Here is a 12,475-nt window from a genome sequence, read left to right as displayed (position 1 = left end):
CCCCCACACCTACCCCGCTCCTACTGTTGCCCCCGTCAAATCAGCCTTAAGTGCCACAGAGCAGGCGCAGGCCGAACGAGCCCGCCCTAATTCGGCAACGGCAGATTGACGCGGCGACCCAAGCCGGTCTCCAGACTGAAAAGAAGACGCTCACTCGTAAGGTTCTCGGGGGTCGCTACACTTTGGATCTGTACCCCACTCTCTCGGAGAAATAGCCCATGGGCCGCTATTCCGCCCAAAAGCCTGATGGGTCCTAGACCGCTTGGGAGAAGTACCCCGACGAAGCCACGGCCCGTGCAGCTTTCACCGCTCGTTTCGGTCCCATTGGTCAGTTGGCCTTTGACCGGAATATCCCCGCTGGTCCCAGCAAAAGGCGCGACGACTTGGTAGTAACCCAACTGAACCTGCTGTCCCTGGAGACTATTGACTCTGGCGCAGATTGCTCTGGACGCGGCTAATCTGGGCTTGCTGAGCGCGGATCTGGGCTTCACTGGCGCGGAGGTTAACTTGGGCGGTTGCCAAGATATTTCGGTTCTCATCAAGGAGTTGGGCACTGACGGCCCCAGATTCAAAAAGTTTTTCATAAAAAAGCTCAGCGGCTAAAAGCGATCGCCGACCTAAAATACAATGCTTTTTGCCTTCTGGCTTAGTCCCCCACGGGTGGGGCAGAGGGGCCTCAAATACATTCTTGTAACACTTCATTCGCGAGTAAAAAACCCTGCGGATAGACCAGCCTTAACTGTCCGGCGGTCTCCTGGACCAGTCCCCGCGCTTTTACTTGAGTCAGGCCCGCTAATTTTTGGTCTACGGATGGGCCAAACTGTTGCCGCAACTGAGTCAAGTCTACCCCCGCCACTAAGCGCAACCCCAGCATCAAGGACTCCCCTAGTTCCTCCATAGGGGTAATGGGTATCTCCTCGGTAAATACCCCGTGCTCCACCCAGGTGAAATAATCTACCAAGCGTTTGGGACGGGTCACGCGTTGCCCCAACACATAGCCCGTCGCCCCCACGCCCAAGCCGTAGTAGCCCTGGTTGTGCCAGTAGACCAAATTGTGACGAGAGGTATAGCCGGGACGGGCAAGACTCGCAATCTCGTAATGGACGTAACCCGCTTGCTGGAATTGCTAAATTAAATCCAGATACATCGTGATGGTGGCTTCTTCTGTGGGCAGAGGGGCACAGCCCGACTGGAACGCTCGACCAAAGGGGGTGGTGGGTTCCAAGATGAGGTCGTAGGCCGAGATGTGTTCTGGGGCTAGGGCTAGGGCACTCGTTAAGCTGGTCTGCCAATTAGCCAAGGTTTGCTCGGGTAAACCAAACATCAAGTCCAGACTCAGGTTCGTAAACCCCGCCCTGCGAATTGCGTCTACGGCTTCATAAGTATCCTGGACCGTGTGGTTGCGTCCCAAACGTTTGAGCATAGTCTCATCAAAGGTTTGGACCCCGAGACTGATCCGGTTAATACCCAAGTGCTGAAAAGTCGTCAAGGTGCGTTTATTCAGGGTGCCGGGGTTAGCTTCTAGGGTGATTTCTGCTGTCTTTGCGATGTGAAAATGATGGTCCAAGGCAAGGAGAATCCGCTCTAGCTGCTGGGGGGTTAGCAGAGAGGGCGTGCCACCGCCAAAATAAACTGAGGCCAAAGGTTGACCCTGGCTGGGCGTAAGTTCAATTTCTTGCAAAAGATACTGGACATACTGCTCAATCAGGCTCGTCGTCCCTACGGTTACTGCAAAATCACAGTAATGACAGTGGGTCGGGCAAAACGGTATGTGTAGATACAATGCGCTGGGCCATTCCCTGAGGGTCGGGCTAGAGGTTGGGTCTATAATTTGAATGGTCGTCACGACACTCCCTGGCTTCTTCTCACTATGCTAGACGCTCTAATTGTCCTGATTTTTGTTGCGGCGGGAGCGGTGGTCGGGTATACCGGGGGCGAACTTTTACCCCAGTCCTGGCTAGCGGCGGATAAAGCTGGGAATGCGGCCTGGATTTTGTTGATGCTCGGTACGGTTTTAGGTTTGGGGATGGGGCTGGCGATCCGGGGTGCCTTGCGTCGCCTGGAGGAACAGATCCGGCAAATGCCCACGGATTCGCTGATTGCCCGTTCCGCTGGGTTAGTGGTCGGGCTTTTGGTGGCGAACTTGCTGTTGGGTCCGGTCTTTTTATTGCCCTTCCCTTCGCAACTGGATTTTGTGAAGTGGTTGGCCTCTTTGTTGGCGAGCGTCTTGTTCGGCTATCTGGGGATGACGCTCTCGGAGTCCCACGGGCAGGAGTTACTCCGTCGCTTCAATATCAGCCCACGTCCAACCGAGGACCCGCTACTGCCCCTAGTCGCCGCCCGCAGCAAAATTCTCGATACCAACACAATTATTGATGGACGGGTAGAAGAGTTACTCCAGACCGGGTTTCTCGAAGGGACGATTGTGATTCCTTGTTTTGTCCTAGCTGAATTGCAATATCTTGCCGATAGTGCCGATAACGAGAAACGGACTAAGGGCCGTCGGGGACTGGATATCCTCAACCAGTTACAACCCAAGTTCCCGAATCGGCTTTTAGTCCATGACTTGGACTATCCCAAGCTCAGCACGGTGGACGCTAAGTTGATTCGTTTGGCTCAGGACCTAGAAGCAGCTCTCGTTACTAATGACTTCAATCTGAATAAAGTAGCGAGCTTGCAGGGGGTTGCCGTCCTCAATGTCAACGAACTCGCCAATGTCCTCAAGCCGCGCTATCGTCCCGGCGACTGGTTGGAGGTGCGGGTCCTGCGCGAGGGCAAGGAGAACCGTCAGGGGGTGGCCTACCTGGAGGACGGCACGATGATTGTGGTGGAGGATGGACGTGACTATATTGGTGAACACGTGGCGGTCACCGTGACAAGTTCGTTACAAACCGCCGCCGGACGCATGATCTTTGCCCGTCCCCAACAGCCGACGGTTGCGTCCTAAACAATTGTTTGGGTTACAACTCAGCAACTTTATAATGTTTTAAGATAGAGGGGCCTTGACCAGTCGTGAATGTTCTTTTACCCATTCTTACGGGTGCCCGCCGGGGTCAGCCCCGCAAAGATTTTCCTCCCGCTCCTGGTCATGACCCGCACGTAACTCCCGGAGGCATTATGGAAGTTATTCTCATGCCCCATCCCACTGACCAGCAATTCACCGTGCTCAACATCCTGTGGCAGGGCCGGGTTATGCATTCTGAAACTTTTCCTTCACAGCGAGCTTCACGGATTAGCCGCCTCTGGGCTGAGGCTGGCTATCTCGTGACGCGGGTGACGGAGCAGAGCTATCGGCTAAGCACTAATCTCTTTAGCCGCTACCACGAAACCCCGGACCCGGATACCTACTGGCCTCATTTCCCGCCCTGCCGCCCGTGAGTTAGTGGACGACCCATTGGGCGTCGGAGATCAGACAGATGCCGCCGAAGCGCGTGAGTATCGGGCGTAACTGTTCGATCAGCGGATGTACTTGATCTTCATTGCAGGCGACCAGCACATAGACATTGGTGAGCACATCGGTGAGGTCGCCGCCGTCGCGTAGGCCGTGGAGGCCGCGCCCGAGGACGTCTTTGATCACGGTGTAGCCCTTGAGTTGGGACTCTTCGAGCACCTCAACAAGGCGGTTGAGTTCAACAGAATCCACGACAATCTCAATGCGTTTAACGGATTTCATGGTGCTATACCCCCAAGATGCGGATGAGTTGTAAGTAAAGGGGAATCCCAAAAATGATATTAAAAGGGAAGGTGATTGCCAAGGCCATGGAGACATAGAGACTCGGGTTAGCCTCAGGGATGCTCAAGCGCATGGCTGCCGGGACGGCGATGTAGGAGGCACTCGCGCAGAGGACCGCGAACAGTAGTGCGTTTCCCTCGCCCATACCGATTAGCTTCGCAATCAGGATCGCAATCACGGCGTTGACCACCGGGGCAAGGATACCGAACCCGATTAAGAAGGGACCCGTGGCGGTGAGGTCCCGGAGGCGACGGGCAGCCAATAGCCCCATGTCGAGTAGGAAAAACGTTAACACCCCATAAAAGATGCCCTTGGTGAAGGGCTCCAGGGATTTTTGGGCCGTCTCCGGTGCAACTAAGCCAATGAATAAACTACCCACCAGTAGCACTACGGAACCGTTGAGGAAGGCTTCTCTCAGGACTTCCGACCAGTTAACGCCCTTCTCTTGTTTTGAGTCGTAGACACGCACAAGCAAGACCCCCGCGACGATGGCGGGCGATTCCATGATGGCGAGGGCCGCTACCATATAGCCGTTGTAGGGTATGCCTGTTTGTTGCAAGAAAGTGGTAGCTGTAACGAAGGTAACCGCACTCACCGAGCCGTAGGAAGCGGCAATGGCGGCGGCGTTGTAGACATCGAGCTTGAGCCGGAGGACAAAGAAGCTTGCAATCGGCACGACAACCGCCGCGAGGATCGCCGCGATGAAGGTCAGCAATACCTGAGTGCTGAAACCGCTATGGGCTAACTCGACACCGCCTTTAAAGCCGATGACCAAGAGTAGGTAAAGCGAAAAGAGTTTTGGCAGTGGCGACGGGATTTCGAGGTCGGACTTAAGTAAGACAGAGGCCACCCCTAGGAAGAAAAAGAGGATGGCTGGATTGAGCGCGTTGGAAAGGATGGTGCCGGTATCCATAGAGTCTGGCTCCTTGCAGGTAACTAAGCGGTGCTGTGGACACGGGCCAGATTGGATAACATCTGCGAACTGGCACGCTCGGCGATGTACTGGCCTTCAGTAAACAAGTAATCGAGGAAGGTCCGGGCAAGGACGGAGAGGGATTTGCCCTGGGGATAGACCACATGCCAGTGCCGCTCCAACGGAAATCCCTGCACATCGAGGATGGCCAGCTGGCCCGTCGCACCTTCGAGGGCGAGACAGTGTTGGGAAAGCACAGAGATACCGAGTCCCCCAATAATGGCCTGTTTGATCGCCTCGTTGCTGCCGATTTCCATTTTCACGGTCAAGGGTACATTATGATCCTCAAAAAAACGCTGGACAATCATCCGTGTACCCGAACCCACCTCGCGGATCAAGAAGGGTTCGTGGGCTAGACATGCGACGGGGATATTGCGCTTGAGGGCCAAAGGGTGGTCGCGGGGGGCCAGGACGACCAAAGCATCTTTGAGAAAGGGCCGCGCCTCGACTTCCAGGTTTTCTGGCGGATGGGCCAGGATATAGATGTCGTCCGCATTCTGGGTCATGCGCTCGATTACCCGCTCCCGGTTACTCAGCTTCAACGACACCTCAATCTGGGGGTAACGCTGGCAAAAAGGCCCGAGTAGACGCGGGGCGAAATACTTAGCGGTGGTGCCCATGGCGAGCTTGAGACGGCCCTTTTTGAGGCCCTGCAAGTCGGCAATGCTGATCTGAAAGTGTGACAGTCGTTCAAAAATGGACTCGCAGGTTTCTGACAACTCCCGTCCGGCACTCGTCAGGTAGAGCCGTTTGCCGATCTGCTCGAAAAGCGGTAGACCCACGACTTTGGTCAGCTGCTTGATCTGGATCGAGACTGTCGGCTGGGCCAAAAACAATTCCTCGGCAGCGCGGGTGTAGCTGAGGTGCTTTGCCACCGCTCGAAATAATTGCAATTGGTGTAGCGTCATGTTCTCCATTTTTAAGAACGCTCCGTACTATCCATACCTTGCAGAATACCAGGAGTTCCATAAATAACTATCTATTGTTTTTATGGCAGCTATAGGTATTTATTTATGATGAGGCCGCTTACAAAAGATAAGTTTTCCTGATTATTTGAATACAAAATTAGGGCTTGAACATATGTAAAACGGCGGGTATTGTTATGGACGAGAGGCAACAGAGGCGGGGATCACAGGCCCACTGGGGTTTTCCGGCTCATACCGAACGCAAGCCAAGTTTTTTTGTCAAGCGACTAACAACGGGAATTCCGTCTGCTTCTGCCGACGGGTCAGTTTTGTAATGCACAAGGAGGATGACGTGGTTTACACGATGAGCAAGCCGAAGACTGGTTACCAAGCCGGGGTCAAAGACTATCGCTTGACCTACTACATGCCCGATTACGTGCCCCGCGACACCGATATCTTGGCGGCCTTCCGGGTCACGCCCCAGCCCGGTGTTCCGGCAGAAGAAGCAGCAGCGGCGGTGGCAGCAGAATCGAGTACGGGCACTTGGACGACGGTTTGGACCGACAATCTCACGGACCTCGACCGCTACAAGGGCCGCTGCTATGATATCGAACCCGTACCGGGAGCGACGGACGGTCAGTTCATCGCCTACATCGCCTACCCCCTCGACCTGTTTGAAGAAGGTTCGATCACCAACCTCCTCACCTCCTTGGTCGGCAACGTCTTCGGCTTCAAAGCCCTCACCGCCCTGCGCCTAGAAGATGTCCGCTTCCCCTTGGCCTTGGTGAAGACCTATCCCGGCCCGCCCCACGGCATCGTCGTCGAGCGCGACAAAATCAACAAGTACGGTCGTCCGCTCCTGGGTTGCACGATTAAACCCAAGCTCGGCCTCTCCGCCAAGAACTACGGACGGGCGGTCTATGAGTGCCTGCGTGGGGGTCTGGACTTCACCAAAGACGATGAGAACATCAACTCCCAGCCCTTTATGCGCTGGCGCGACCGTTTCCTGTTTGTCCAATCCGCTATCGAAAAGGCCCAAGCCGAGACGGGCGAGATCAAGGGTCACTATCTCAACGTCACCGCTGGGACCTGTGAAGAAATGATGGAACGCGCCGAGTTCGCCAAGGAATTGGGCTCGCCCATCATCATGCATGACTACTTGACTGGGGGCTTCACCGCCAACACCACCCTCTCCAAGTGGTGCCGCCGCAACGGGATGTTGCTGCACATCCACCGCGCCATGCACGCCGTTATTGACCGCCAGAAGAACCATGGCATCCACTTCCGGGTGCTCGCCAAGTGCCTGCGCCTCTCCGGTGGCGACCACATCCACACGGGCACCGTCGTCGGCAAGCTCGAAGGCGACCAAGCCTCGACCCTGGGCTTCGTGGACTTGCTGCGTGAGGATCACGTGGAGCGTGACCCTTCGCGGGGTATCTACTTCACCCAGGACTACGCCTCCATGGGCGGGGTTATGGCGGTCGCTTCCGGTGGTATCCACGTTTGGCACATGCCCGCCTTGGTGGACATCTTTGGCGACGACTCCGTACTCCAGTTCGGCGGCGGTACCCTGGGGCACCCTTGGGGCAACGCGCCCGGTGCAACGGCTAACCGTGTTGCGCTGGAAGCCTGTCTTGAGGCCCGCAACAGCGGTCGTGACCTCAAGCGCGAAGGCGGCGATATTCTCCGGGAAGCCTGCCGCTGGAGTCCCGAACTCGCGGTGGCCTGCGAACTCTGGAAAGAGATCAAGTTTGAGTACGCCACGGTTGACACGCTCTAATCCACTCACGAGGTTTAATCACCATGCAGACTTTACCCAAGCGTCGTTACTACGAGACCCTTTCGTACCTGCCGCCGCTCTCGGATGCCCAGATTACCCGTCAGATCCAGTACATGCTCGACCAGGGCTACATCCCCGCCGTTGAGTTCAACGAGACCAGCGAACCCACGGATGTCTATTGGACGATGTGGAAGCTACCGCTCTTTGGGGCCAGCTCGCCCCAAGAAGTCCTTCAGGAAGTGCGTAGTTGCCGCGATGCCAGCCCCAAGAGCTTTGTGCGGGTGATTGGCTTCGACAATATCCGCCAGTGCCAGACGATGATGTTCATCGTTCACCGGCCCCACTGATGGACACCCCCACCGCCCAGGTCGTCCTCGCCCGTAAAAGCGGCACTTGGCTCGAATGGGCGGAGGCTTGCCGTGAGTTACGTAAGGCTGGTACTCCCGCCCAGGCTCTCTTTGAGACCACGGGTTTCGAGGCACAGTTGCAGGAACGTCTCCTCGCTTCTTTCCAGGTCTACTTAAGTCTGGTGGAAAACGGGGCCGACGAAAACCTCCTCGCGGGTCTCAAACAACTGGGGGTACAGCCCTTATACGAGTTGCGCGTCTTAAACCGGGAGGAGCGTCAGGCGGCGGCGGCTCTCATGGCTGAGAAGCGGTGGTCAGCTACCCAGACCCGTGAGCTCGTGCGGGCGGTGCGTGAATTTTTCCGGTTGCCCAAACCGCCGGAAGCCTTTGAACGCACTGCTGCCGATGCCTTGGCGTACCGCGCTTGGCACCTCGCCCGTGCCGCCGCTAATCAGTCTGACCGCTTCACCCTCGTGGCCCAGGGTCTTGCCTGTAGCCCGAGTGCCGGGGCCTGTCAGGCCCTTGAAGCCCTCCTCCTCCAGTCGGTCCAGGGGGAGCGGTCGCGCCCCCGCTTGCCCCTCGCGGTCCCTGACCCCGAGGAAGCCGGTCCCCGCGCCGTACCCGTGGCAGTCTCTCTGACTACGGCTGACTTTAAAGCCGTAGCAGCGGTACTCCCCAAGGGACCCTTCGGTTTGGTAGACCCAGTACAGCCCGTCGCCGTCTTACCGGGCTGGCTCGCTGTGAGTCTCGCCGGAGACCCGGTAGCGGTCCTCCTCAATGTTCCTGAATTGAGCGGATTACTGACGGAGACGGGGCCACTTTTACTGCTGGTTGACCGTGCCTGTGGTTGGGAAGAACCCAGCTACTATGCCACTGACCAGGAAGGCCGGGTGTGTTTCGACTGGCTGGCGAGTCCCACGAAAGCGGTGCTGGGCCGGGTGGTCTTGGCTCTGCGCCCACCGGATCTTTCCCTGGTCCCCAGCCAGCTTGAGGACCCCTGGGAGCTTGAGGAATAGTTTTTACCCACCTACGCTAAGGAGCCAGTGTTATGGCTGTTGCAGTCGGCATGATTGAGACCAAAGGTTTCCCCGCTGTTGTTGAAGCGGCGGATGCGATGGTCAAAGCGGCCCGCGTTACCCTCGTCGGTTACGAAAAAATCGGTAGTGCCCGCGTCACCGTGATTGTGCGCGGCGATGTCTCCGAAGTCCAGGCCTCCGTCTTGGCGGGGATTGAGTCCGTCAAGCGGGTCTACGGCGGGGAAGTCCTCTCGACACACATCATCGCTCGCCCCCATGAAAACCTCGAATTCGTCTTGCCGATCCGTTACACCGAGGCCGTCGAACAGTTCGCGACTTAATGAACCCACCCCATCCATAGGCACGAAATGGCAGTTGCAGTTGGCATGATTGAAACCCTCGGCTTCCCCTGTGTTGTTGAGGCCGCAGACGCAATGGTCAAAGCCGCCCGCGTCACCCTCGTCGGTTACGAGAAAATCGGCAGTGCCCGCGTCACCGTCGTCGTCCGGGGCAATGTCTCGGAGGTACAAGCCTCAATTGCCGCCGGCATTGAAGCGATCAAGCGCGTCAACGGCGGTCAGTTGTTGTCGTACCACATCATCGCTCGTCCCCACGAGAACCTTGAATTCGTCCTGCCCATCCGCTACACCGAAGCGGTCGAACAGTTCGCCACCTAACCTCATCTACCTACCGGAGATCTCAAAATGGCAGTTGCAGTTGGCATGATTGAAACCCTCGGCTTCCCCTGTGTTGTCGAGGCCGCAGACGCAATGGTCAAAGCCGCCCGCGTCACCCTAGTCGGCTACGAAAAAATCAGTTCTGGTCGCGTCAGTGTGATCGTCCGGGGCGATGTCTCGGAGGTGCAAGCCTCCGTCGCCGCCGGGATTGAAGCGATCAAGCGCGTCAGTGGTGGTCAGTTGTTGTCACACCACATCATTGCTCGTCCCCACGAAAACCTCGAATTCGTCCTACCCATCCGCTACACCGAAGCGGTCGAACAGTTCCGCGAAGGGGTTAGCTCCGTTCGTACCTTCGGGAGGTAGGTCATGCAAATCGCCCGCGTCCGTGGCACCGTGGTCAGCACTCAGAAAGAACCGAGCCTCCTTGGGGTCAAGTTCCTTCTGTTGCAGCTACTGGATGCCGACGGTCAGCCGTTGCCCGACTACGAGGTAGCTGCGGACGGTGTGGGTGCTGGTGTGGATGAGTGGGTCCTCTTCAGCCGGGGCAGTGCGGCCCGACAACCCATGGGTGGTGAGACCCGCCCCCTGGATGCCGTGGTCATCGGGATCATTGACACCATTAATGTTGAAGGCAACCGCCTGTACACCAAGAGTTAATTTTATGGAGGAAGTCGCCATGTCCGCCCGCAGCTCAGCCGCGCCGCCGACCCCATGGTCCCAGCATTTAGCCGAACCCACGGTTGATCCATCCGCCTTTGTCCACCGCAGTGCCGAGATCATCGGGGATGTGCGCGTGGGAGCTAAGGTCCACATCGCGCCTGGAGTCGCCATCCGTGCTGATGAAGGCAGTCCCTTCCACATCGGTGCCAACAGTAACATTCAGGACGGAGCCGTCCTCCATGGCCTAGAGCAGGGCCGCATTGAGGGCGACGATGGACAGCGTTATTCTGTCTGGATTGGTACCAGTGCCTCGATTACCCACATGGCCCTCATCCACGGCCCCGCCTACATCGGTGACGGGGCCTTCATCGGTTTTCGTTCCACCGTCTTCAATGCCAAGGTGGGCAAGGGCGCGATGGTGATGATGCACGCGCTGATCCAGGATGTCGAGATCCCCGCCGGGAAGTACGTACCCGCCGGGAGTATCATCACGACCCAACAACAGGCCGACCGCTTGAGCGATGTGAGCGCAGCCGATACGCACTTCTCAAAACACGTCTGTGGCATCAACGATGCGCTCCGGGCGGGCTACCAGTGCGCCATGGACGATGCCTGCATCAACTCCCTGCGGACCACGACGGGGGTGAAGGAAGGTAACGGTGCAATGCCCAGCACACTTACGCCCGAAACTACCCAGCAGGTGCGCCAACTCCTCGCCCAGGGCTATCAAATAGGGACGGAACACGCCGATATGCGCCGCTTCAAGGCCAATGCTTGGAACAGTTGTGCCCCCATCAAAGCCACCCGCGAACCCGAGGTCTTTGCGGCCCTCGCCAGTTGTCTCACCGAGCATACCGGCGAGTACGTGCGCTTAGTCGGGATTGACGCTAAGGCCAAACGGCGGGTGAGCGAACTCATCATCCAACGCCCTGGTAAGACCAATCCGTCCACGGCCCTACCTGCTGTCAATCATCAAGCTCCCATCACTTCAACGCCGGCCTATACGAATTCAGCCCCGGCCCACACAAGCCGCTTGGTACCCGAGGTACAGCAGCAGGTCCGCCAACTCCTCGCTCAGGGCTTGCGTCTGGGTATCGAGTTCGCCGACAAACGCCGCTTCAAGTCCAACGCTTGGCAAAACGGTCCCCAACTGTTAGGGCCGGGTGAGGCAGAAGTGTTCAAAGCCCTCGAAAGTGTCCTGGATGAATACAAGGGGAACTACGTGCGGCTCGTGGGCACCGCTCCCAAGGCGAAGCAGCGGGTGTCGGAACAGATTGTCCAACGTCCCTAGGAGTCTCTGATGTCGCCGCTACTGCCCACGCCCGACCAGCGGCCCCCCTTTATCGATGGTGATGTGGTCCTGCAAGAAGGCACGGCGATTGCGCCTAGCGTCGTCTTGGTGGCTAACCCAGGGAGTTCCCTGATTGTTGAAATGGGGGCTTGCATCGGGATGGGGTCTGTTCTCCACGCCACAGGGGGGGCGTTGCGTGTCGAAGCCGGGGCTACATTAGGAGCAGGGGTCCTCGTGGTGGGCCAAGGCAAAATTGGTCGCCAAGCCTGTATTGGTAGCTGCGCGACCCTATTAGAGCCGATGATTGAGGAAGGTGCAGTCATCCCAGCGGGAACTGTCGTTGATGGGAGTGCGCCGGCCCCGGTTGTCCCCGCGCCCCTTGTCGTCGGACCCGTTGTCTCACTCACTGTGCCCACCGTCACGGGTCAGGCCCAGTTTGCTCGGCTCAAAGCGAGGTTGACGGGCCATTAGACTCCCTGTTCTCTACCTGTGGTCAAGTCCATGTCAAGCCTCCAACCAGCCAGCCCCTCCTATACGGATACCTCTCTGGGTCTCGTTTCTACCCGCAGCTACCCGGCGGCGGTCGGGGTCGCGGACACGATGGTCAAGGCCAGCGGGGTGCATCTGTTGGGCTACGAAAAAACGGGCAGTGGTTACTGCACGGTGGTGGTGCGCGGCTCGCTGGCGGATGTGCGTCTTGCGGTGGCGGAGGGTAAGCAAACGGCTGAGGATTTCGGACAACTGGTCAGTTGGGCGATGTTGCCGCGTCCGCTCCCCAACCTGGATGCGGTCCTCCCCATCGGGCACATGTTGGCGGTGAGGATCGGCGGGGGCGGCGGACGCTATCGGCACTTGGCGGCGGGTCTGTTGGAGACCTTGGGTTTCCCGGTGCTGGTGGCGGTGTGTGATGCGATGCTCAAGGCTGCCGATGTCACGCTGACGGGTTACGAGCGCACGGGCGGTGGGTTGTGCACGGCGGTCATCAGGGGCAAGGTGGCGGATGTGGTGGCGGCGATTGAAGTCGGGATCTCGACGGCCGAACTCTTGGGCGGTCTTCAGGCGGTCATGGTCGTCCCCCAGCCCCTCGATG

Annotated in this window: 19 protein-coding genes; 12 read left to right on the top strand and 7 right to left on the bottom strand. The window is 57.8% G+C overall.

The annotated features are described in order from the left end of the window. Positions 1-86: 86 nt before the first annotated feature. From HFM78_RS00620 to hemW, 4 genes are all read right to left on the bottom strand, one after another. Positions 87-398 carry a hypothetical protein gene (locus HFM78_RS00620; RefSeq protein ID WP_287127477.1) on the bottom strand — a complete coding sequence of 104 codons (312 nt, stop codon included), beginning with the start codon at positions 396-398 and terminating at the stop codon, positions 87-89. Positions 399-420: 22 nt separating this feature from the next. Next, positions 421-702 (bottom strand): hypothetical protein, encoded by a 282-nt coding sequence (locus HFM78_RS00615; RefSeq protein WP_287127476.1) that lies wholly within the window; start codon positions 700-702, stop codon positions 421-423. Continuing rightward, positions 677-1,051, bottom strand: a complete 375-nt coding sequence (locus HFM78_RS00610) for a hypothetical protein (RefSeq protein ID WP_287127475.1) — start codon at positions 1,049-1,051, stop codon at positions 677-679. Before HFM78_RS00610 ends, HFM78_RS00615 begins: the two co-directional genes overlap by 26 nt. Positions 1,052-1,126: 75 nt before the next feature. Further along, a complete protein-coding gene (hemW, locus tag HFM78_RS00605) occupies positions 1,127-1,846 on the bottom strand; it encodes a radical SAM family heme chaperone HemW (protein ID WP_287127474.1) in 720 nt (239 codons plus the stop codon). 24 nt (positions 1,847-1,870) lie between these two features. On the opposite strand from hemW, the gene HFM78_RS00600 reads away from it, so the two are divergent. Further along, a complete protein-coding gene (locus tag HFM78_RS00600; RefSeq protein WP_287127473.1) occupies positions 1,871-2,947 on the top strand; it encodes a PIN/TRAM domain-containing protein in 1,077 nt (358 codons plus the stop codon). A gap of 170 nt (positions 2,948-3,117) precedes the next feature. Further along, positions 3,118-3,378, top strand: coding sequence for a hypothetical protein (locus tag HFM78_RS00595; protein WP_287127472.1), 261 nt, complete (start codon positions 3,118-3,120; stop codon positions 3,376-3,378). 1 nt (position 3,379) lies between these two features. Here the strand turns inward: HFM78_RS00595 and HFM78_RS00590 are convergent, their stop codons facing one another. The 3 genes from HFM78_RS00590 to HFM78_RS00580 are packed head-to-tail and all read right to left on the bottom strand — an operon-like array spanning position 3,380 to position 5,623. Beyond that, positions 3,380-3,673 carry a P-II family nitrogen regulator gene (locus HFM78_RS00590; protein ID WP_287127471.1) on the bottom strand — a complete coding sequence of 98 codons (294 nt, stop codon included), beginning with the start codon at positions 3,671-3,673 and terminating at the stop codon, positions 3,380-3,382. 4 nt (positions 3,674-3,677) lie between these two features. Continuing rightward, entirely contained in the window at positions 3,678-4,646 is a 969-nt protein-coding gene (locus HFM78_RS00585; RefSeq protein WP_287127470.1) for a sodium-dependent bicarbonate transport family permease, read from the bottom strand. A gap of 23 nt (positions 4,647-4,669) precedes the next feature. Beyond that, positions 4,670-5,623, bottom strand: a complete 954-nt coding sequence (locus HFM78_RS00580; RefSeq protein ID WP_396033735.1) for a LysR family transcriptional regulator — start codon at positions 5,621-5,623, stop codon at positions 4,670-4,672. A gap of 352 nt (positions 5,624-5,975) precedes the next feature. On the opposite strand from HFM78_RS00580, the gene HFM78_RS00575 reads away from it, so the two are divergent. The 10 genes from HFM78_RS00575 to HFM78_RS00530 all read left to right on the top strand — a co-directional run. Further along, a complete protein-coding gene (locus HFM78_RS00575) occupies positions 5,976-7,391 on the top strand; it encodes a form I ribulose bisphosphate carboxylase large subunit (protein WP_396033741.1) in 1,416 nt (471 codons plus the stop codon). A gap of 23 nt (positions 7,392-7,414) precedes the next feature. Next, positions 7,415-7,738, top strand: coding sequence for a ribulose bisphosphate carboxylase small subunit (locus HFM78_RS00570; protein WP_287127467.1), 324 nt, complete (start codon positions 7,415-7,417; stop codon positions 7,736-7,738). Beyond that, entirely contained in the window at positions 7,738-8,754 is a 1,017-nt protein-coding gene (gene raf1, locus HFM78_RS00565; RefSeq protein WP_287127466.1) for a RuBisCO accumulation factor 1, read from the top strand. Before HFM78_RS00570 ends, raf1 begins: the two co-directional genes overlap by 1 nt. 32 nt (positions 8,755-8,786) lie before the next feature. After that, a complete protein-coding gene (locus HFM78_RS00560; protein WP_287127465.1) occupies positions 8,787-9,095 on the top strand; it encodes a carbon dioxide-concentrating mechanism protein CcmK in 309 nt (102 codons plus the stop codon). A 27-nt stretch (positions 9,096-9,122) separates the two neighbouring features. Next, positions 9,123-9,431, top strand: coding sequence for a carbon dioxide-concentrating mechanism protein CcmK (locus HFM78_RS00555; RefSeq protein WP_287127464.1), 309 nt, complete (start codon positions 9,123-9,125; stop codon positions 9,429-9,431). A gap of 27 nt (positions 9,432-9,458) precedes the next feature. After that, a complete protein-coding gene (locus tag HFM78_RS00550) occupies positions 9,459-9,797 on the top strand; it encodes a carbon dioxide-concentrating mechanism protein CcmK (RefSeq protein ID WP_287127463.1) in 339 nt (112 codons plus the stop codon). A gap of 3 nt (positions 9,798-9,800) precedes the next feature. After that, entirely contained in the window at positions 9,801-10,091 is a 291-nt protein-coding gene (locus HFM78_RS00545) for a EutN/CcmL family microcompartment protein (RefSeq protein WP_287127462.1), read from the top strand. 19 nt (positions 10,092-10,110) lie between these two features. Further along, positions 10,111-11,385: a ribulose bisphosphate carboxylase small subunit gene (locus HFM78_RS00540; RefSeq protein ID WP_287127461.1), complete on the top strand. Its 1,275-nt coding sequence runs from the start codon at positions 10,111-10,113 to the stop codon at positions 11,383-11,385. A gap of 9 nt (positions 11,386-11,394) precedes the next feature. Further along, positions 11,395-11,856, top strand: coding sequence for a hypothetical protein (locus tag HFM78_RS00535; protein ID WP_287127460.1), 462 nt, complete (start codon positions 11,395-11,397; stop codon positions 11,854-11,856). Positions 11,857-11,886: 30 nt separating this feature from the next. Further along, positions 11,887-12,475: BMC domain-containing protein (locus HFM78_RS00530; protein WP_287127459.1), on the top strand; the 589-nt coding region annotated here is incomplete at its 3' end.

The sequence above is a fragment of the Candidatus Cyanaurora vandensis genome (genome assembly GCF_013285555.1).
Taxonomy (GTDB): Bacteria; Cyanobacteriota; Cyanobacteriia; order Gloeobacterales; family Anthocerotibacteraceae; genus Cyanaurora; species Cyanaurora vandensis.
This window is presented reverse-complemented; position numbering and strand designations above follow the sequence as displayed.

What these genes read in the sequence shown, in the direction of transcription:
- HFM78_RS00580 (WP_396033735.1), bottom strand. Translation starts at nt 5,623, where the DNA reads ATGGAGAACATGACGCTACACCAATTGCAATTATTTCGAGCGGTGGCA.
- HFM78_RS00600 (WP_287127473.1), top strand. Translation starts at nt 1,871, where the DNA reads ATGCTAGACGCTCTAATTGTCCTGATTTTTGTTGCGGCGGGAGCGGTG.
- HFM78_RS00575 (WP_396033741.1), top strand. Translation starts at nt 5,976, where the DNA reads ATGAGCAAGCCGAAGACTGGTTACCAAGCCGGGGTCAAAGACTATCGC.
- HFM78_RS00540 (WP_287127461.1), top strand. Translation starts at nt 10,111, where the DNA reads ATGTCCGCCCGCAGCTCAGCCGCGCCGCCGACCCCATGGTCCCAGCAT.
- HFM78_RS00595 (WP_287127472.1), top strand. Translation starts at nt 3,118, where the DNA reads ATGGAAGTTATTCTCATGCCCCATCCCACTGACCAGCAATTCACCGTG.
- HFM78_RS00590 (WP_287127471.1), bottom strand. Translation starts at nt 3,673, where the DNA reads ATGAAATCCGTTAAACGCATTGAGATTGTCGTGGATTCTGTTGAACTC.
- HFM78_RS00545 (WP_287127462.1), top strand. Translation starts at nt 9,801, where the DNA reads ATGCAAATCGCCCGCGTCCGTGGCACCGTGGTCAGCACTCAGAAAGAA.
- HFM78_RS00535 (WP_287127460.1), top strand. Translation starts at nt 11,395, where the DNA reads ATGTCGCCGCTACTGCCCACGCCCGACCAGCGGCCCCCCTTTATCGAT.
- HFM78_RS00555 (WP_287127464.1), top strand. Translation starts at nt 9,123, where the DNA reads ATGGCAGTTGCAGTTGGCATGATTGAAACCCTCGGCTTCCCCTGTGTT.
- HFM78_RS00550 (WP_287127463.1), top strand. Translation starts at nt 9,459, where the DNA reads ATGGCAGTTGCAGTTGGCATGATTGAAACCCTCGGCTTCCCCTGTGTT.
- HFM78_RS00585 (WP_287127470.1), bottom strand. Translation starts at nt 4,646, where the DNA reads ATGGATACCGGCACCATCCTTTCCAACGCGCTCAATCCAGCCATCCTC.
- HFM78_RS00570 (WP_287127467.1), top strand. Translation starts at nt 7,415, where the DNA reads ATGCAGACTTTACCCAAGCGTCGTTACTACGAGACCCTTTCGTACCTG.
- HFM78_RS00615 (WP_287127476.1), bottom strand. Translation starts at nt 702, where the DNA reads ATGAAGTGTTACAAGAATGTATTTGAGGCCCCTCTGCCCCACCCGTGG.
- HFM78_RS00560 (WP_287127465.1), top strand. Translation starts at nt 8,787, where the DNA reads ATGGCTGTTGCAGTCGGCATGATTGAGACCAAAGGTTTCCCCGCTGTT.
- raf1 (WP_287127466.1), top strand. Translation starts at nt 7,738, where the DNA reads ATGGACACCCCCACCGCCCAGGTCGTCCTCGCCCGTAAAAGCGGCACT.